The organism is Rhizobium azibense (genome assembly GCF_004342325.1).
In the GTDB taxonomy this organism is placed as follows: Bacteria; Pseudomonadota; Alphaproteobacteria; order Rhizobiales; family Rhizobiaceae; genus Rhizobium; species Rhizobium etli_B.
Genome location: NZ_SMBJ01000008.1, coordinates 1 through 18,013 on the forward strand (window position 1 = coordinate 1; position 18,013 = coordinate 18,013).

An 18,013-nucleotide genomic window follows, 5' to 3' on the forward strand; every position below is an offset into this window, starting at 1 on the left:
GAAGTGATCGAGATCGAAAACGGCTGGCGCCGAAGCGATATCGGCAAGGACCTGAAGCGCGTCCGCAACGTCAAGCCGCTGTGGTCGAAGTTCGGCACGGCGCTCGGCGTGGCGCTTGGCGGCCTCGACATGTGGACGAACACGCTGTTCGGCTTTTCCGTCTTCGGCACGCTCGGCCACGGCAAGACGGATGCGCAGTCGCTGGAGCCGGCCGCAAAGCATAAGCCGATCGCCTATCCGAAGCCCGATGGAGTCCTGACCTTCGACCGGCTGTCCTCGGTGTTCCTGTCGAACACCAATCACGAGGAGGACCAGCCGGTGCATCTGCAGGTGAAAGACATGGCGCTGCAGAAGTCGTCCGAGCACGATATCTTTGCCGGACCGTCGGCGCGCTACTGTCCGGCCGGGGTCTATGAATGGGTAGAGAAGGACGGCAAGGACACCTTCGTCATCAACGCCCAGAACTGCGTCCACTGCAAGACCTGCGACATCAAGGACCCGAACCAGAACATCAACTGGGTGCCGCCGCAGGGCGGCGAGGGGCCGGTCTACCCGAATATGTGAGGTCGAGCAGGCTCGATTTTCAAAACACAGGGAGCCCCGGCAAGGCCGCCGGGCTCCGTGTGTCTGGGTCTTGTTCAGCGCCGGGCGGCGATCCCCGTCGACAACGCTACGCCCGTTCCCGTGATGACAGCGGCTGCGATTTCTGCCAGGCCGATTTCCTCGCCCAGCAAGATTGCCCCGCCAATCGTTGCCAACACCGGCGTGATCGCCGTAAAGGCAGCTGCCTGCGTGCTGCCCAGCGTTCTGACGGCAGTGCCGTAGGCAAGCATCGCGACAAGCCCGGACAGGATGCCCTGGCTCAGGACCTGCAGTCCCAGATCCTCGGCGCTTGCCCGGGCCAGCGAGGTGCCGAAGCCGGCGGCAAGGCCTGCAATGATCAGGAACGACCAGACGGCGATCAGGGCGCTCGCCTGAATGGCGGTGAGCCCGCTGCGGCGGAAGGCGTGCGTATAGCTTGCCCAAAGAACGGCGCCCGCCGGCAAAAGCACGAAGCTCGTCCACGGCAGCGATGCATCCCCCAGGCTTTGTACAAGCAGGACGAGCACGCCGCCGACGATCGCGGTGAGGCCGAGCGCGCGGGTAATGTCCGGCCGCTCCCCGAAGACGAATATGCCTATGAGTGCCGTCGCAAGCGGCATGGAGCCGCCGAGCAGGATGCCCGAGGAACCTGCCGGGGTCGCATGGATGGCAAGCGTGGTGACGAGAAAGAAGACTGCACCTGCGCCGGCCACCATCAATGCCAGCAGATGTAGCCGAACGCCCTTCGGCAGCAGGCCGGTCTTGAGCCAAACGGGCGAAAGGGCAAGCGCAGGAATTCCGTAGCGGATGAGTCCGATATCGATCGCGCCAAGCGGCGTTGCTGCGCTGTGGCGGGTCGCAAGAAGCCACGTCGCCCAGATGAGCACGGTGATGGTTGCGCCCGCATAACCGGTGAAGAGGGATGGGGACTTCTCGTTGGTGATGCCAAAGCTGGTCATCGGTCTGTCCTTTCTTGTCAGGGGTGGTGTCCGACCAAGAAAAGGATAGGCCCGATGGTCAGGGCATGTCCTTGCTATCTGTAGCGTCAAAAACATGCTACCAGCAATTATCTGCCAACAATCAAGGCTCAAGTTAGGAATTATGCCGAATCTCGATAAATTCGATCTGGCCATCCTCGAATGCCTGCAGGAGGATGCACGCGCCACCAACGTCGAAATCGCCGAAAGGGTGAATCTCTCGCCATCGCCTTGCCTGCGGCGGATCCGCAACCTCGAGAAGGCCGGTGTGATCCGAGGCTACCGCGCCGATATCGACCGGAAGGAGGTAGGGCTGGGGCTGACGGTGCTGGTCGAATTCAAGGTGGCCCATCACAGCCGTGAGAATTCTGAAGCCCAGCAGGCGGCTCTTCTTGCGATCCCTGAGATCGTATCCTGTTTCCTGATTTCTGGAAGCGCGGATTTTCTGGCAGAAGTCGTGGTGGAGGACCTTGCTGCCTACGAACGGCTTCTCACCGATACGTTTCTGAGGCTGCCGAACGTCAGCGACATCCGCTCGAACTTCGCCATCCGCAGCATGAAGACCAACGGGCCCTTGAAGCTGCCGAAGGGGAAGTAGATCTGCACGCCCGCCAGGTCAGCCGGTGAAGCAGATGGAGGCAAAATGCGAGCGAGCCTTGATTTTGGCGAAAGGCTCGTCCTCGATTTTCTCATTCCTGTCGTTGTCAGGACAATCCAGCCATGGCGCGTCCGACTGCCTCATCCCTGTGGCAACCACAGGGATGAGGGATCAACAGCACGGGACAAGGTAGTGCATGCCGACCGTAGCCTTGGTCGATTTCCTTCGGCGCTCGACCCTCATCGGCTCTGAGGACGAGCCACCGGCCATTCTGCGCCAGAAAAGAAGGGGATGGCCTGGCTAGAGCAACGTTCCGCTGAGGATGAGCAGGGCGACGGAGAAGTAGATCACCAGGCCGGTCACGTCGACCAGTGTCGCGACGAACGGTGCCGAGGCGCTGGCGGGGTCCAGGCGAAGCCTTTGCAGCAGGAACGGCAGCATCGAGCCGCAGAGCGAGCCGAACGTGACGATGCCGACCAGCGCGGCGAAGACGGTGGCGCCGACGAGCAGCCAATGTTCGCCGTAGTCGTAGAGGCCGATTTTCTGCCACAGGACGATGCGGCCGAAGCCGACGAGCCCGAGGATGGCGCCAAGCATGATACCGGTCGGCAGCTCGCGCAAGAGCACGCGCCACCAGTGCGAAAGCTTGAGCTCGCCGAGCGCCAGGGCACGGATGATGAGCGACGTCGCCTGCGACCCCGAATTGCCGCCCGAGCTCATGATGAGAGGGACGAAGAGCGTCAGCACGATCGCCTTCTCCAACTCCCCTTCGAAATACTGCATGGCGCTTGCCGTCAGCATCTCGCCGAGGAAAAGGGCCGAAAGCCAACCGGCCCGTTTACGGATCATGCCGGCAAAACCGATCTTCATGTAAGGCTTGCCGAGGGCTTCCATGCCGCCGAACTTCTGGGCGTCCTCGGTCGTGTCTGCGATCATCGTGTCGATGACGTCATCGACGGTGACGATGCCGAGCATGTGGCCGTCGTCGCTGACGACCGGCAGGGCCAAAAGATTGTGCTTGCGGATCAGCCGGGCGACGTCCTCCTGCGTCATCAGCGGATCGCAGCAAACGACGCCGCCCTTCTGGGCCACGGAAAGAACCGATGCCTGCGGTTCGCCGGTGATCAGGCGGCGCAGTGTCACGACATCGCTCAGCCGTTGCGTTGCCGTGTCGAGGATGTAGATCGCATAGACCGTCTCGCGCGAGCGTTCGACCTGGCGAACATGGTCGAGCGTCTCGGCAACGGTCCAGGCGTCCGGAACGCTCACGAACTCGGTCGTCATGATGCTGCCGGCCGTGCGCGGCGGATAGCCCATCAGGTGCTTGACGGCGAGCGCCGTCGCGCGATCGAGCTTTGCGAAAAGAGTGGCGCGGGAATCCTCGTCCAATTCATGGAAGAGATCGGCGACGCGATCGTTTGCCGTGGCATTGAGCAGCCGAGCGGCATGCTCGAGCGGCATCTCGGCAAGGATTGCGGCAGCGTTGTGCAGCTCCGGCCTGCCGAGAATGCGGACGGCCTTGTGCTGCGGAAGCGTGGCGAGGATGGCCGCTGCCTCCGGGATGTCGAGTATGTTGAGACGCTCGACGCGCTCTGCGGTGGTGACCACTGCGAGACGGTCGTTGGCAAAGAAGCGGGCAGCATGGTCTGTCCGCAGGGGGAAGCGATTGATGTTCACTGGCTCGCCTTTCCGTCGATCCGCCGCAGCGTCCGGCGGGCGAGCCCGACAGGGGTCGGTCAGCGCACGGCGGCCGCGTACGGCAAGGGCAATCGACTGCTACTGTCGCTTGACATCGGGTTGATGGCTCCGTTGATATCCGCGGAAAAAGCGCTGTCATCCGCGTGCCGTAAGACCTGCTCCTCCGATTGACAAAAGTCAAGCGGCGGTGGTTTGCGAGCACAATACCGCGTCCGAGTGCGGCAATATGCGCGGAATATCGGTGCCCCTCAGAAGCCGGCCAGCACGGCCTTGCCCTTCATCCTGCCGCTCTCGATCATCGAATGCGCCTTTCTCAAATTGGCAGCATTGATCGCGCCGACGGTCTGGCTGAGTGTCGTGCGGATTTTGCCGGCATCCACAAGCTCCGCCACCTTGTTGAGGAGGTTGTGCTGCTCGATCATATCGGGCGTCGAAAAGAGCGCCCGTGTGAACATCAGCTCCCAATGCACTGAAACGGCCTTGCGTTTGAAGGGCACGACGTCGAGGAACGTCGGATCGTCGATCAGCGCGAAACGGCCCTGCGGTGCGATTGCCTCGACGATGTCGGCGATATGGCTGTCGGTGTTGGTTGTCGAGAAGATGAAGCCCGGAGCTCCGATGCCGAGAGCTGCGACCTGCGGGGCGATCGGCTTGGAGTGATCGACGACGTGGTGCGCGCCAAGTTCCTTCACCCAGACCTGTGTCTCGGGACGGGAGGCGGTTGCGATGACCGTCAGATCGGTCAGCGCGCGGGCAATCTGGATGGCGATCGAGCCGACGCCGCCGGCACCGCCGATGACGAGGAGCGCGCGAGCAGCACCCGGGACCGCGTCGCGAACCTTCAATCGATCGAACAGTGCTTCATAGGCTGTGATCGAAGTCAGCGGCAGTGCGGCGGCGGCCGCGAAACCTAGGCTTTTCGGCTTGCGGCCAACGATGCGCTCGTCGACGAGATGGAATTCCGCGTTCGTGCCCGGGCGATTGATGGCACCGGCGTAATACACTTCGTCTCCGGGCCTAAAGAGCGTGACGTCCGGACCCACGGCCTTGACGATGCCAGCTGCATCCCAGCCAAGAACCTTCACTTCATCTGCCGGCGGTGCCGAATGTGCCCGCACTTTCACATCGACCGGATTGACGGAAACGGCCTTGACCTCGACGAGCAGGTCATGCCCGATCGCCTCCGGAACCGGCAGGTCGACATCGATCAGCGAGGTTTCGGCGGAAATAGGCTGCGGGATCTTGTAGGCGACGGCGCGCATTGGAAAACTCCCATGTTCGTTGCACGGAGGCTAGATGCGCCTTATGTCCAACGACTGCAAGAATGCACCAATTCTGTACGTAGTACCAAAAAGGATACTGTAAAATGTCGTTGCCCCGCGCGAAGCTGACCAAGAATTTCCCCGGCTGTCCGGTCGAGGCGACGCTGAGCCATCTTGATGGAAAATGGAAAGGTGTCATCCTGTTCCACCTCATGGACGGAACGTTGCGCTTCAACGAATTGCGCCGGAAGCTGCCAGCGGTGACGCAGCGCATGCTGACCAAGCAGCTGCGGGAACTGGAACAATCCGGCCTGGTTTCGCGCACGGTCTATCCAGTCGTGCCGCCGCGTGTGGAATATGCGCTGACGCCGCTTGGCGAAACGCTGAAGCCGATCATCCGCGCATTGGCGGCCTGGGGCGAAGAATATGTCTTCTGCCGTCCGCAAGGCCACGAACTGCGCGATCCTTCATGCGCGCCGGCTGCGCTCCAGGCGTAGCGAGGCGGCGTAGACGAGCAGGCCGAACAAGGACAGCACGGCGCCGACATAGCCCGTTGCCGCAAAGCCGTAGCCCCAGGCGATCACAAGGCCACCGAGCCAGGCGCCGAGTGCGTTTGCGATGTTGAAGGCAGAGTGGTTTGAGGCGGCGGCAAGCGTTTGCGCATCGGCGGCGACGTCCATCAGCCGCGTCTGCAGCGCAGGACCGGCCGCAAAGCCGCAGCCAACGAGGAACACGCAGATCGCCAGCATAAGGGGGCTTGATGCCGTCAGCGAAAACAGCGTCAGCACGACGATGTTGAAGACCAGCGAGCCGCCGATCGTCCCCATGATCGATTTGTCGGCAAGCCGTGAGCCGACGATGTTGCCGGCATTCATGCCGACGCCGAAGAGGACCATCATGACGGCAACCATGCTTTCCGGCAGCATTGCGACCTTCATGGTCGTACCGGCGATATAGCTGAACATCGCGAACATGCCGCCATAGCCGACGGCTGCGATGGCGAGCGTCAGGAGGACCTGCGGACGCTTGAAGGCGCCAAGCTCGCGCAGGAAGCCGGCACCGTCCGCGACCTGGTCGCGCGGCACGTAGTACCAGATGAGCGCCACGGCCACGAGGCCGATGACGCCGACGCAGGTGAAGGCGACGCGCCAGTCGAGCGACTGGCCGAAGACCGTCGCAAGTGGTGTGCCAAGGACGGTTGCGATCGTCAGACCCAGCATCACCCGGCCGACAGCTCGTGCCCGCTTGTGCACCGGCACCATCGAAGCAGCGACAATCGCGGCGACGCCGAAATAGGCACCGTGCGGCAGGCCGGTGATGAAGCGCATCACGGTGAAGCTCTCGAAGGTCGGGGCCAGTGCGCTCAAGATATTGCCGACTGCAAAAATGCCCATCAACAGCAGGAGCAGTGAGCGTCGTGTCGCCTTGGCGGCGAGGACTGCGATCACGGGTGCGCCGATGACGACGCCGAGCGCATAAGCGCTGATGACGTAACCCGCCTGCGGGGTGGTAACCGAAAACGTGTCCGCCACGTTCGGCAGCAGGCCCATGATGGCGAATTCTCCGGTGCCGATGCCGAAGCCGCCGCAGGCCAGCGCCAGCTGCACCAGGGCGATCGCCAGCGGGGAGGGGGCTTCGCCAGCCGGACTGGAATCGATGGAATGGTCTACGGCGATCTGGCTCACGCGAGCTCCTGAGGCATGTCAGTAGGGAGGCCATCCGGAGAGCGGGCGCTGAGGATGTCGGCCGTTTCTTTGGCGGGAGACGGAGAACAGGTTGTCTCCATCATTGAAATCATCGGGGATCGTGCCATCAGCGTCGAGTGCGTTTTTTGCAGTGCAGCGTCCTGCTATGTGCATACGTGCATTGCAATATTCAGGCCGGCCGGCTCGCTGCCAGGACGGTCGCCTGCATGGCGCGCTTGAAAACGAAGTGGGTCCAACCATCTTAAGGAGCACTGACTGAGACGCCACGACCCGAGGAACGGCACCCCTGATGAAGCTTGTAGGTTTTTTCAACAGAGACGGCGGTATTTTCCGTACCACCGATATGGAGGCCTACGAAAAGCGGGCAGAAGCGACCTTCCGGGAAGCGGGACATGATTTCGAGGCCATCGTCTTTTCCGGCAAGGAGATCGTTCCGGCGATGGAGCGGGCCGCCCGGCGCGACGATATCGACGGTATCGTGGCGGGCGGCGGTGACGGCACGATATCGGCAGCGGCCTCGATCGCCTGGAAGAACGGGGTCGCCCTCGGTGTCGTACCGGCCGGAACCATGAACCTGTTTGCCCGCTCGCTGAAAGTGCCGCTTGATATCTGGCAGGCGCTGGATGTGTTGGCTACCGGCGAGGTCGATCATGTCGACATTGCAAGCGCCAACGGCCGGCCCTTTATCCACCAGTTCTCGGCAGGACTTCATGCGCGCATGGTGCGATACCGCAACTCCTTCAGCTATCGCTCCCGTTTCGGCAAGATGCGCGCCAGCCTCCGCGCAGCCTTCGGCGTCGTGCTCAACCCGCCGGAATTCGAGGTCGAGTTCCAGGCGCTCGGCGTGCGCGAGACGCGCCGCGTATCGGCCGTTTCGGTTTCCAACAATCCCTTCGGCGAGAACGCGCTTCTTTATGCCGATGACCTGCGCAGCGGCGAGCTTGGCTTCTACACTGCAAAACCGCTGAAGCCGATCGGCGTCGCCCGTCTTGCCGTCGACATGCTGCGCGGCAAGGTCCGCGAAAATGCCGATGTGATGGTCATGCATCCGGCCGAAGTGCATCTGCATTTCCCGAAGCTGAGGGCAAAGGCCAATTGCGTCATGGACGGCGAGCTTCTGCCGCTCGAACGCGACATTGCCATCAAGCTGCATCCAGAAGAGCTGAAGGTGCTGGTCAAGCAGGGCCTTGCCGCGCAGGTCAATGAGGCCGAGCGGCGGGAGCCTGCTGCTTAGTCTGCCGCTTCACGCCAGCATCGGCCCATTCGCATCGGAATGCCAATACGGGCTTTGCAAATCCTTTCAAACGCCGGCGCGTTGCATGAGTAAAGAGATCAGCGGTGCCGTACTCCCGGAAAATATTCTCCGACACGAGGATATGGTCGGCGGAGGCGGCCGAGCACAAGCGCGCTGCAAGTTGCACGGTGGAGCCGAACAGGTCGTCGCTGTCCTCGACGGGCTCGCCGCAGTCCACTCCGATGCGAACATGGATCGGCTCAGGGTTTCCGCGGTTGTAACGTTTGAATTCCTGCTGGATCGTCCTTGCGCAATCGACGGCTGCCGCTGTCGAGGCGAATGTCGCCATGATGCCGTCGCCGGTGTGCTTCACCTCGCGGCCTGAACAGTGGCTGAGACATCTGTGCACGATCGAATCATGTGCCCTGACCAGTTCGGTCGCCATGCGGTCGCCAAGCCGCGATGTCATCGCGGTCGAGCCGACGATGTCGGTGAACAGGATGGCCCGGTGGCCGGAATCCATCTCGCCTGAGGCTTGTCCAGGCGCCGGCTCGGGATCGTGAATTCGGCCAAGAAACGCCTCGACCGCCGACAACGCGACCTCGACAACCTCGCCGGCGACGAAGCCATGCGCTTCGCGGTGCACGCATTGGGCTGTTTCCGCGTCGGGCGCGTCCATGAGGCAAAAGGCTGTCCCGCGCCGCTGGTCGAACCAGTAGGTGAGGAACTTAACGCCATACCGGTCCTGAATCTCCAGGTCTCTGCGATGCGCCTCGGCAACGTCGGCGGCCGTCGTTCCTGTAAGTTCATGCCGGTCCATGAAGATAGCCATTTGCGCGATCCTTTCGGAAACCTCCGCTTCTTGGAAGTTTCATTCTACGACTTGGATACCGCCGGGTCCACCTTTGACATGGCCGCCGGCAGGCCCTAGACGCGCGGCAGATATGTCCGATAGTCGAAGTCGGAGACCGTGCGCAGATAGGTGATGGCTTCCTTGTATTTGGTGTCGCCGTAGAGCTTCTGATAGCGCTCGCCGAAGATATCGGCGATGAAGGACGATGCGCGAAAGTTTTCCACGGCCGAAAGGAAATCATGCGTCAGCCGCGCCGAGTTTTTGGGCACATGCGACGGCGTTGTCTCCTCGCCGGGATCGAGATCGGCGTCGAGGCCAAGCAGCATGCCGCCGAGGATGGCGGCCAGAAGCAGGTAAGGATTGGCATCTGCACCGGCGACGCGATGCTCGATGCGCGCTGCCGGCCCGTTCTTGTCCGGGATGCGGATCGCCGTGCCGCGATGGCCGCTGCCCCAGGTGAGGTCGATGGGGGCAAAGGACCCAGGCTGGAAGCGGCGGTAGGAATTGGCGAAAGGCGCAAAGATCAGCTGCGCCTCGCGCATCGTGTTCAGCATTCCGGCGCACACGGATTTCAGCCGCTTCGGCTCGCCGCCCCCGGCATCGAGAATGTTGCGGCCCTGCCCGTCGATGACGCTCGCATGCACATGCAGGCCGGAACCGGCATGTTCGGAATAGGGCTTGGCCATGCAGGTCGATTTGAGGCCGTGCTTGCGGGCGGCCTGCTCGGCGATGCGCTTCAGGTAAATGCAGTCGTCGGCGGCGGCCAAGGCATCCGGCCGGTGCAGCAGGTTGATTTCGAACTGGCCGGGACCGAATTCGGCCGACGTCGCCTCAAGAGGCAGGTTCTGCGCCTTGGCATAGGCGCGCACCGTCTGCAGGTAAGCGCCTAGCGCATCGACGGCGCTCATGTCGTAAAGCTGGAAACCGTTCGGCTCTCCGCGATAGGTCAGGCTTTTGGGCGGCGAGGGACGGCCGGTATCGCGCCAGTCCTGTTCCATCACGTAAAATTCGAGTTCCGTGGCGACGACCGGCGTGAGGCCGCGCATTTCGTAGCGCCTCAGCACCGCCGCCAGGATCGCTCGCGGATCCATGAAGCTCGGGCTGCCGTCGAATTCGTGCATCGTCGCCAGCACCTGCATGGAGCCTTCCGGCGCCACCCAGGGCATCGGCGCCAGGCTGCGCATATCGGCGATGCACTTTCCGTCCGGATCGCCGATCGTCAGCGACAGGGCGGTGATGTCGTCATTGTCGTTGCCCCAGATATCGAGCGACTGCGTCGAGGAGGGGAGACGCACCTCGCCTTCCCAGATTTTCTTCTGGGCATCCAGCGGGATCTGCTTGCCCCGCAAATCCCCATTCATGCCGACCAGCAGGATCTCGATCCCCGGTTCGCCTGTCGCAGCTTTGCCGTTTGTGATGTCAGCCGTCATCTTGAAAATCCCCTCGGACAGGGCCAAGGTCGTAGCTCATTGAGACGGACCTTTCAATCTTCGCAGGTGTTTTGCAAATCATGTCCGATACTTACCAGCGCTCAAATCTCGCCGCCATCGATGCCGCCCATCATCTACATCCCTTCTCCGACATGAAGAAGCTGAATGCCGACGGCACGCGCATCATTCAGCGCGGCGAGGGTGTCTACATCTGGGATACGCACGGCAAGAAGTATCTGGACGGTTTTGCCGGGCTCTGGTGCGTCAATATCGGCTACGCCCGCAGGGAAATCACAGATGCCGTCGCGCGGCAGATGAACGAGCTGCCCTACTACAATACCTTCTTCGGCACCACGAGCACGCCGACGACGCTGCTTGCGGAAAAGGTGACTGCTCATGCCGGCCCGCGCTTCAACCATGTCTTCTTCACCAGCTCCGGCTCAGAGGCCAACGATACCTGGTTGCGCATGGCGCGCGTCTATTGGAGTGCAGTCGACAAGCCTTCGAAGAGGATCGTGATCGCCCGCAAGAACGGCTATCACGGTTCGACGGTTGCCGGTGCCAGCCTCGGCGGCATGAAATACATGCACGAGCAGGGCGACCTGCCGATCCCCGGAATCGTCCATATCGGCCAGCCCTACTGGTACGGCGAGGGCGGCAACCTCTCGCCTTGCGAATTCGGCCTTAAGGTGGCGCTCGAACTGGAGGCGAAGATCGACGAGCTCGGCGAGGAAAATGTCGCCGCTTTCGTCGCGGAGCCGGTGCAGGGTGCAGCGGGCGTTATCATCCCGCCCCAGACCTATTGGCCGGAGATAGACCGCATCTGCAAGGCGCGCAACATCCTGCTCGTTGCCGACGAAGTCATCTGCGGCTTTGGCCGTCTCGGCGAATGGTTCGGCCATCAGCATTTCGGCGTTGAGCCAGATCTGGCGCCGATCGCCAAGGGCCTCTCATCGGGCTACCTGCCGATCGGCGGCGTGTTGGTCAGCGGCCGCATCGCCGACGTGCTGATCAACGAGGTCGGCGACTTCAACCACGGCTTCACCTATTCCGGCCATCCCGTCTGCGCTGCGGCGGCTTTGGAGAACTTGCGCATCATCGAGGACGAAAAGCTGGTCGAGCGCGTCCGCAATGACATCGGGCCTTATTTTGGCAAAGCCTGGGGCGCTCTCGGCGACCATGATCTCGTCGGCGAAGCAGTGAGCATCGGCCTGATGGGTGGGCTGCAGCTCACTGCGGAAAAGAAGACCCGCACGCGCTTCGAAAAGCCCGACGCGGTCGGAGCACTCGTGCGCAACCATGCGCTCGGAAACGGCCTCGTGCTGCGGGCCACCGGCGACCGGATGCTGGCCTCCCCGCCACTTGTCATCAGCCATGATGAGGTGGACGAAATGGCTCGGATCGCAAAGATCGCTCTGGATGCGGCCTGGAAGGAACTGAAAAACTAGTCCGCAGGCGCGACCCACGCGTAGCCAAAACGATAGGAATCGCCATTGCGAGCGTAGTAATACGGAACCTCGATCGTCGAAACCTTAGGCGCGATGCTGCCGAGCTCCGGCATCGATTTCAGCCACTCGGCGGCTCTGGCGGGCAGGGCATTGCCTTGGGAAGTTGTAAGCGGCCAGACTACGAGCAGCGGGCGCTGCTTCGAGATCGAGACCACAGGCTTGAACCCCGGATAGTCGGTAGAAATCACGGTCGCCGGAAGAAGGTCCTTCCGCAAATTCCCCGCAAGCAGGCTGCCTTCCGCCAGTATGGCGGCAGGCTCGCCCTGTTGCCGGAGCGCTGCGGCGAGTTGAGCGTAGGGCACGTTCAATCGCTCGTAATCGCCGTTCAAAGTGGCAGCCGCGATGCGTCCGAAGAGAACGCTTGGAACGGTGATCATGATGATCGCGACGATCGGCATGAAGCGGCGCAAAGGATCTGAAACCGCAACTTTCGATGCCTCGACCTTGAGACAAAGATAAAGCGGGAAGATGAAGAAGAGCGGCACCAGCCAGCGATCCTTGATATGGGCTGCTCCGCCGAAGATGACGAGAAGCAGGATGCCAAGGGTGGAAAAAAGCATGATGCGCTCAAGGAGCTGCGTCCACTGGGACCTGCCGGAAAGGGCCGAGGCAAACGGCTTGCCGAAGGCGATCGCAAAGACGAGCAATGTGACCGCGCAAAAGCCGATCACTGCAAGAACGAGCATGCCTGAACCCGTGGCGACCTGAGAAACGTAGCTCGCATTGCCGCCGTCGGTCAGCTTTTTCAGTGTCCGGGCCGTTGCAAAGCCGAGATTGTCCTTCAGCCAAAAGAGATGCGGCAGTACGATGACGAGAGCGGTGATTATGGTCAGGGCCATGCGCCGGTCGAAGACGCGTTTGCGCATCTGCGGATCCATCAGCGCCGCCAAGAGCGCCGAAGCGGGCAGAAGGGCGAAATTGTATTTGGACAGCAGGCCGATGCCGATGCCGATGCCGGTCACGAGATATGAGAGCACATCCGGCTTCTTGAGCGATCGGACAAATCCATAGAGGAAGACGCAGCCCGAGAAGAACACCGCGACCGTATGCGTCAGGTCGCGCTGCATTTCGAATGCAACCTGCGGAAGCGTCAGGAGCCCGAGCGTTGCGATCATCGCCAGCACGCTGTCCTTCAGGATCATCCGTGCTGTCAGGCCGTAAATTACGTAGGATGTGAAAAGAAGCGCATTCTTGACGACGGCAAGCGAAAGCAGCGAGACACCGCTGATCGAAAAGGCGGCATATTGCAGCCAGTTGTAGAAAGGCGGCTGCGGGCCATAACCGGCGGCAAGCCATTGCGAGCGGAAGGCCTGCTCGGCTTCGTCGAGCCCGAGCGTCGGCGGCATCGCCACGCGAACGGCAATCTGTAGGAGAAAATATGCGGCGAGCACCGCGAAAATCCACCGCATGTCGACGTTGCGGGCCTTTTGCGTGTCCTCGTTCATTTCATTTCCGTTTAGGCCAGAGATAGCCGAGCGCAAAGGTGTTACCGCTCTTGCAAAAGTGGTGCGGGAGCGTCAGCGAGCCGTTGGCGTCCGGTTCGATGGCGCATCGAGTTGCCCTTCGCCTCTCAAGTGTCGCTTCCATCGAAGATCTGCCGCACGATGTAATTCGGAGAAGCGTCGTCGCGATAGTAGGTGCGGGCAATCATCTCCGCCAGAATGCCAGTCGTGATCAACTGCACGGACGACAGCAGCAGCACGACGCCGACCATGAGCATCGGGCGGGTGCCGATATCGTTGCCGAGAATGAACTTGTCGAAGAACAGGTAAAGCAGGATCAGCGTTGCGAGTGCTCCCAGTCCGAGGCCGAGCGATCCGAAGAAATGGCCGGGCCGGGCCTTGTAGCGCATGAAGAACATCACCGACAGCAGGTCGAGGATAACCCGGAAGGTCCGCGAGATGCCGTATTTCGACTGGCCATGCTGGCGGGCATGGTGCGTGACGGCCATTTCGCCGATACGTGAGCTCGGGACGACGCCGGCGACCCAGGCGGGGATGAAGCGGTGCATTTCGCCCATCAGCTTTACCTGCTTGATGATCGAGGCGCGATAGATCTTCAGGCTGCAGCCATAGTCGTGGAGCTTGACGCCGGTGATACGGCCGATCAGATAGTTGGCGCACCATGAGGGAATCTTGCGCAGCAGCAGGCCGTCCTTGCGGTTCTTGCGCCAGCCGACCAGGAGATCGAGTTCACGGCGCTCGAGTTCGGAAATCATCGAAGGAATGTCCTTCGGATCATTCTGCAGGTCGCCGTCCATCGTCGCAATCAGCCGGCCCTTTGCCGTATCGATGCCTGCCTGCATCGCAGCGGTTTGGCCGAAGTTGCGCTGCAACTCGACGATCCTGAGCGCCAGGCCCTCACGCCCTAGATACTTGCGGGCATTGACGAGGGTGGCATCCGTGCTGCCGTCATCGACCAGGATAAGCTCCCACCGGTAGGGATAGGCGACCATCGCGTCGCATATCCGTTCGACAAGCGTGCCGACGCTTTCTTCCTCGTTGAAGACCGGCACCACAAGCGAAAGTTCGAGCGACTGCGTTAGATCATTTGCGCTTTGCAGCGACTCTGACGTTGTCTGCAACTGTTATTGCTCCTAAAAGGCCGTGACGGCCAGTCGAGCGGCGTTTTGGCCACTGAAGTCAGGAAGCCTAGTACATGAACTCTCCGGCTGGCGCCAGTCGACAATCCTGGTTCGGGCGCAATCGAATGACACTGCTGACGATCGTCATCGTCGCAGCCTATGCGCTTTTCATCGAGTGGTTCTGGGGATGGTCGGCCATCATCGCCCAATGGGCGGCCGTCGGCGTTATGCCGATCCTCGTTGCTCTTGCATTGTTGACCAGTACCTATTTCCTGCGGACATGGCGCATTCTCGATTACTTCCCACGCGAGACGGCGGGCAGGTTCGGCACGCTTTTCCGCGTGACGCAGGTTCATAACCTGCTCAACATCATGCTGCCGTTGCGCACCGGAGAGACGAGTTTTCCGGTTCTCATGCGCGCGGAATTCGGCATTCCGCTGACGCGTGCAACCTCCGCTCTCCTTGTCATGCGTCTCCTCGATCTGCATGCGCTGCTTGCCGCAGCCGGCATCGGATTTGCGGCAGCCGCTCCGGATGCCGTTCTGGCCTGGCTTTTGTGGACCGCATTCCTGCTTTTGCCGATCACCGCTTTCCTGGTCCGCAAGCCTTTGCTTCGCTTCGGCTTGCGGATCTTTCCCGCTAAGGCGCAGGGCTTCCTGACGGAAATCGACAACGGCCTGCCCGCAGATGCCACAGCCTTCGGGCGAGCCTGGGCCATGACGGCGGTGAACTGGTTGGTGAAGGTCGTCGTGCTCGTCTGGGCGCTCAGCCTCATGGGCGTTTCGCCGCTCACGGCCAGTTTCGGCGGCGCGCTTGGAGGCGAGCTTTCGTCGGTTCTTCCGGTCCATGCGCCAGGCGGGGTCGGCACCTATCCCGCGGGCATCACCGCAGGCGCCGTTGCATTGGGTGCACCGGGCGGAAAGGCGGCGCTTGCGGCCCTGGCGCAGGCGAGCGTCAATGCACATCTGTTGATCATCGTCTCTGCCTTGACGGGAACCGCAATCTCACTGCCCTTCGGGCGGCGCCGTCAGCTGTGATATCCTCTTGCGCAGGAAAGCCAGCTCTGGCCCTTGCTGACAAAGGGACAGCGCGCGTTCATAGGCGGTGATCGCCTCTGCCTTGCGGTCGAGCTGGCGCAGGAAATCGGCGCGTGCGGCATGCGCAAGGTGATAGCTGCCGAGCTTGCCCGATGCCAGAATGCAGTCGATGATCTCGAGGCCCCTTTGTGGTCCTTCCGACATTGCGATCGCCACTGCGCGGTTGAGTTCGACGATCGGCGAGGGTTGGGCCGTCATCAGCAGGTCGTAATAGGCAGCGATGCGCGGCCAATCCGTTGCCTCCGGCGTTCTGGCCCTGGCATGTTCGGCGGCAATGGCGGCCTGGACAGTGTAGAGGCCCACCTCGCCAGGTTCCATCGCCCGCCGCAGCAGGTCCATACCTTCTTCTATCTTCCCGCGGTCCCAGGTCGATCGATCCTGTTCTGCAATGAGGACGAGGCTGCGGTCGTCTGCGCGCCGAGCCAGCCCGCGGGAATCCTGCAGCAGCATCAGCGCCAGCAGGCCCTCGACATCGGGATGTGGCAGCAAGTCGGCCACCAGCCGCGCCAGCCGGATCGCCTCGGCAGTCAGGTCGGCCCGGACCACTTCCGTGCCCCAAGAGGCCGAATAGCCTTCGTTGAAGACGAGATAGATGACGTGTAGCACGCGCTCGAGGCGCTGCGGCAGTTCGTCGAGGTCGGGAACTTCGTAAGGGATGCGATCTGAACGTATCTTGCTCTTCGCCCGCACGATCCGCTGTGCGACGGTCGGGGTAGGAACGAGGAATGCATGGGCGATTTCCTCGGTCGTCAGGCCACAGACTTCGCGCAGCGCCAATGCCATCTGGGCCTCGCATGGAATGGCCGGATGGCAGCAGGTGAAGATCAGTCGCAGCATGTCGTCGCCGACAAGCTCCATGTTGCCGATCTCCGCAGCGTCGGCCTCGCCATACAGGCTGTCTTCGATGTCCTTCAGGGACGCATCGAAGCGCGAGCGCCGCCGGATACGGTCGATTGCCTTGTGGCGCCCGGTGGAAACGAGCCATGAAAAAGGATTGCCGGGAACACCGTCGCGCGGCCATGCGCGCGCGGCTGACGCAAAAGCGTCGTGCAGGGCCTCCTCAGCCTGGTCGAAATCGCCGAGCAGGCGGATGAGAGTTGCCAGCACCCGTCTCGATTGGGCCCGGTAGATGTCCTCGATCAGTTGCTCCAAATGCTACTCCGGTAAAGTGAGTATCCGCGCCGGCCGCAGTTTATGGCGCCGACGCGTGCGGCAATCTCCTGGACGCTGCGGAGTCCGTTGCTTGACACGTAGGAAACCCCCAAGATGCTTCTTGGTTCGACATGAGCCCCATCGGTCGCCTGCCGTCGTTGTTGCGGAACTGCAGCTGAAATGCGCTCTGGCGAGTTCGCCGGTCTCTTTCGGCGAAAACATGCCGCATCGAACTAATCTTCATCCTTGATGGAATAGGCAGGACGGATCTCGACAGAGGCGTATTTCAGGATCGGGAAAGTCGAAACGATCGATTTCGCTTCCTCCATGTCCGTGGCTTCGAGCAATACGAAACCGCCGAGGTGCTCCTTGATTTCTGCGAAAGGACCATCGGTCGCAACCGTCGTGCCCTTGCGGATGCGCAGAGTGACTGCCGAGGCGGGCTCGCGCAGCGCAAGCGCTTCCTGAAGAAAACCGCGATCGTGCCAGAGATCGTCACTGACGATGCATTCTTTAGTCAGCGCCTCCCACTCTTCCTGCGGGACCAGCTTGCTTTTTTCGGTATCGAACCAGACCTGGCAAAGAAACTTCATGGCGTGCTTCCTCAGTCGAACGTGTGGACAGGATGAATTTCAATGCTGCCGAACTTTGCCAGTCGAATACCAGCTGGGATACGGATCGCGTCGCTGAGGTCATTGGCCTCGATCAGGCTGAGGCCGCCGATCTGTTCCTTCGTCTCAACATAGGGGCGATCGGTCACCGACACCTTTCCATTGCGCACATGGCTGGTCACCGCACTCTTCTGCGATTGCAGAGGCTCGGCGCGGATCATGTGGCCGCATGCGACGAGGTCCCCTTCATAACCAGGCAAATCCCTGTCGAGGCTCGTCTTCTCCTCTTTCCTCATGCGCTCGAGCGCGGATGGCCCAAACCACCCCTGACACAGATATTTCATCGCTTGCCTCCTGCTGGCTGCCTCTCACGGCATGTTGACGAAGAGACTAGGCGGAAATCGACAGCAAAGAAAAAAATCTTTCCTTCACCCGGCCTGTCGAAATCGTCGGCGTGCATTCGACAAAGCTCCATCGACAAATGAAGGAGTGAAGGACATGGGAGTTCTGGAAATGGCCATTGCAAGTCTCATCTGGGCGCGCCACAGGCAGGAGTCCCGCGATGAGCTTTACGAGACGGATACTGGCCAGATCCTTGGGCGGATGATGGTTGCCTTTGCGGTGTTTGCCGTGGTCATCGCAGGACTGGAGATTGCGGCCGCAAGCCCTGGCGCCCCGCAAATGATTGCGGATCGCACGGTGGCAGAAGTGAAGTGAAGCG

At 61.5% G+C, this 18,013-nt stretch carries 18 protein-coding genes; 7 read left to right on the forward strand and 11 right to left on the reverse strand.

Annotated features, from left to right (window positions below; translation table 11 throughout):
- The coding region (locus tag EV130_RS19940; protein WP_207900891.1) for a 4Fe-4S dicluster domain-containing protein at positions 1-564 on the forward strand (564 nt) is incomplete at its 5' end.
- A gap of 74 nt (positions 565-638) precedes the next feature.
- Here the strand turns inward: EV130_RS19940 and EV130_RS19945 are convergent.
- Positions 639-1,541, reverse strand: coding sequence for a DMT family transporter (locus tag EV130_RS19945; protein ID WP_132552073.1), 903 nt, complete (start codon positions 1,539-1,541; stop codon positions 639-641).
- A 94-nt stretch (positions 1,542-1,635) separates the two neighbouring features.
- Here EV130_RS19945 and EV130_RS19950 point away from each other — a divergent pair, with 94 nt between their 5' ends.
- The gene (locus EV130_RS19950) at positions 1,636-2,157 is read left to right on the forward strand and encodes an Lrp/AsnC family transcriptional regulator (RefSeq protein WP_420493368.1); all 522 of its coding nucleotides are present in this window, start codon (positions 1,636-1,638) and stop codon (positions 2,155-2,157) included.
- Positions 2,158-2,457: 300 nt separating this feature from the next.
- Here EV130_RS19950 and mgtE read toward each other — a convergent pair whose 3' ends face one another.
- Entirely contained in the window at positions 2,458-3,834 is a 1,377-nt protein-coding gene (mgtE, locus tag EV130_RS19955) for a magnesium transporter (protein ID WP_132552074.1), read from the reverse strand.
- 269 nt (positions 3,835-4,103) lie between these two features.
- Positions 4,104-5,117 (reverse strand): zinc-binding alcohol dehydrogenase family protein, encoded by a 1,014-nt coding sequence (locus EV130_RS19960; protein ID WP_132661129.1) that lies wholly within the window; start codon positions 5,115-5,117, stop codon positions 4,104-4,106.
- Between the two features lie 104 nt (positions 5,118-5,221).
- Between EV130_RS19960 and EV130_RS19965 the strand changes: the two genes are divergently transcribed.
- Entirely contained in the window at positions 5,222-5,614 is a 393-nt protein-coding gene (locus tag EV130_RS19965) for a winged helix-turn-helix transcriptional regulator (RefSeq protein ID WP_074060654.1), read from the forward strand.
- Here EV130_RS19965 and EV130_RS19970 read toward each other — a convergent pair.
- The gene (locus tag EV130_RS19970; RefSeq protein WP_132661131.1) at positions 5,585-6,802 is read right to left on the reverse strand and encodes an MFS transporter; all 1,218 of its coding nucleotides are present in this window, start codon (positions 6,800-6,802) and stop codon (positions 5,585-5,587) included. The genes EV130_RS19965 and EV130_RS19970 overlap by 30 nt on opposite strands.
- Before the next feature lie 310 nt (positions 6,803-7,112).
- On the opposite strand from EV130_RS19970, the gene EV130_RS19975 reads away from it, so the two are divergent.
- Positions 7,113-8,057 carry a diacylglycerol/lipid kinase family protein gene (locus EV130_RS19975; protein ID WP_074060657.1) on the forward strand — a complete coding sequence of 315 codons (945 nt, stop codon included), beginning with the start codon at positions 7,113-7,115 and terminating at the stop codon, positions 8,055-8,057.
- Here the strand turns inward: EV130_RS19975 and EV130_RS19980 are convergent.
- The gene (locus EV130_RS19980) at positions 8,023-8,889 is read right to left on the reverse strand and encodes a nickel-binding protein (RefSeq protein ID WP_132552077.1); all 867 of its coding nucleotides are present in this window, start codon (positions 8,887-8,889) and stop codon (positions 8,023-8,025) included. The two genes, EV130_RS19975 and EV130_RS19980, sit on opposite strands and share 35 nt — an antisense overlap.
- Positions 8,890-8,984: 95 nt before the next feature.
- Positions 8,985-10,340: a glutamine synthetase family protein gene (locus tag EV130_RS19985; protein WP_074063096.1), complete on the reverse strand. Its 1,356-nt coding sequence runs from the start codon at positions 10,338-10,340 to the stop codon at positions 8,985-8,987.
- A gap of 80 nt (positions 10,341-10,420) precedes the next feature.
- Between EV130_RS19985 and EV130_RS19990 the strand changes: the two genes are divergently transcribed.
- Positions 10,421-11,788: an aspartate aminotransferase family protein gene (locus EV130_RS19990; RefSeq protein WP_132552078.1), complete on the forward strand. Its 1,368-nt coding sequence runs from the start codon at positions 10,421-10,423 to the stop codon at positions 11,786-11,788.
- Here the strand turns inward: EV130_RS19990 and EV130_RS19995 are convergent.
- Both EV130_RS19995 and EV130_RS20000 read right to left on the reverse strand, forming a co-directional pair.
- Positions 11,785-13,293: a glycosyltransferase family 39 protein gene (locus EV130_RS19995; protein ID WP_132661134.1), complete on the reverse strand. Its 1,509-nt coding sequence runs from the start codon at positions 13,291-13,293 to the stop codon at positions 11,785-11,787. The genes EV130_RS19990 and EV130_RS19995 overlap by 4 nt on opposite strands.
- Positions 13,294-13,418: 125 nt before the next feature.
- Positions 13,419-14,432, reverse strand: a complete 1,014-nt coding sequence (locus tag EV130_RS20000; protein WP_074060661.1) for a glycosyltransferase family 2 protein — start codon at positions 14,430-14,432, stop codon at positions 13,419-13,421.
- A 74-nt stretch (positions 14,433-14,506) separates the two neighbouring features.
- Between EV130_RS20000 and EV130_RS20005 the strand changes: the two genes are divergently transcribed.
- On the forward strand, positions 14,507-15,469 hold the full coding sequence (locus EV130_RS20005; RefSeq protein WP_132552080.1) for a lysylphosphatidylglycerol synthase domain-containing protein: 963 nt from the start codon (positions 14,507-14,509) through the stop codon (positions 15,467-15,469).
- On the opposite strand, the gene EV130_RS20010 is transcribed toward EV130_RS20005, so the two are convergent.
- The 3 genes from EV130_RS20010 to EV130_RS20020 form a co-directional block, all read right to left on the reverse strand.
- On the reverse strand, positions 15,437-16,681 hold the full coding sequence (locus EV130_RS20010; RefSeq protein WP_132552081.1) for an RNA polymerase sigma factor: 1,245 nt from the start codon (positions 16,679-16,681) through the stop codon (positions 15,437-15,439). The two genes, EV130_RS20005 and EV130_RS20010, sit on opposite strands and share 33 nt — an antisense overlap.
- A 233-nt stretch (positions 16,682-16,914) precedes the next feature.
- Positions 16,915-17,274, reverse strand: a complete 360-nt coding sequence (locus EV130_RS20015; RefSeq protein ID WP_132552082.1) for a YciI family protein — start codon at positions 17,272-17,274, stop codon at positions 16,915-16,917.
- 11 nt (positions 17,275-17,285) lie between these two features.
- Entirely contained in the window at positions 17,286-17,636 is a 351-nt protein-coding gene (locus EV130_RS20020) for a YciI family protein (RefSeq protein ID WP_132552083.1), read from the reverse strand.
- Positions 17,637-17,790: 154 nt separating this feature from the next.
- Here EV130_RS20020 and EV130_RS20025 point away from each other — a divergent pair, with 154 nt between their 5' ends.
- Complete coding sequence (locus EV130_RS20025; RefSeq protein ID WP_132552084.1) at positions 17,791-18,009, forward strand: hypothetical protein; 219 nt, start codon at positions 17,791-17,793, stop codon at positions 18,007-18,009.
- Positions 18,010-18,013 lie beyond the last annotated feature (4 nt).

Coding starts and splice junctions, on each gene's coding strand:
- EV130_RS19945 (WP_132552073.1), bottom strand. CDS start 1,541: ATGACCAGCTTTGGCATCACCAACGAGAAGTCCCCATCCCTCTTCACC.
- EV130_RS19950 (WP_420493368.1), top strand. CDS start 1,636: ATGCTACCAGCAATTATCTGCCAACAATCAAGGCTCAAGTTAGGAATT.
- EV130_RS19960 (WP_132661129.1), bottom strand. CDS start 5,117: ATGCGCGCCGTCGCCTACAAGATCCCGCAGCCTATTTCCGCCGAAACC.
- EV130_RS19965 (WP_074060654.1), top strand. CDS start 5,222: ATGTCGTTGCCCCGCGCGAAGCTGACCAAGAATTTCCCCGGCTGTCCG.
- EV130_RS19975 (WP_074060657.1), top strand. CDS start 7,113: ATGAAGCTTGTAGGTTTTTTCAACAGAGACGGCGGTATTTTCCGTACC.
- EV130_RS19980 (WP_132552077.1), bottom strand. CDS start 8,889: ATGGCTATCTTCATGGACCGGCATGAACTTACAGGAACGACGGCCGCC.
- EV130_RS19985 (WP_074063096.1), bottom strand. CDS start 10,340: ATGACGGCTGACATCACAAACGGCAAAGCTGCGACAGGCGAACCGGGG.
- EV130_RS19990 (WP_132552078.1), top strand. CDS start 10,421: ATGTCCGATACTTACCAGCGCTCAAATCTCGCCGCCATCGATGCCGCC.
- EV130_RS19995 (WP_132661134.1), bottom strand. CDS start 13,293: ATGAACGAGGACACGCAAAAGGCCCGCAACGTCGACATGCGGTGGATT.
- EV130_RS20005 (WP_132552080.1), top strand. CDS start 14,507: ATGAACTCTCCGGCTGGCGCCAGTCGACAATCCTGGTTCGGGCGCAAT.
- EV130_RS20015 (WP_132552082.1), bottom strand. CDS start 17,274: ATGAAGTTTCTTTGCCAGGTCTGGTTCGATACCGAAAAAAGCAAGCTG.
- EV130_RS20020 (WP_132552083.1), bottom strand. CDS start 17,636: ATGAAATATCTGTGTCAGGGGTGGTTTGGGCCATCCGCGCTCGAGCGC.
- EV130_RS20025 (WP_132552084.1), top strand. CDS start 17,791: ATGGGAGTTCTGGAAATGGCCATTGCAAGTCTCATCTGGGCGCGCCAC.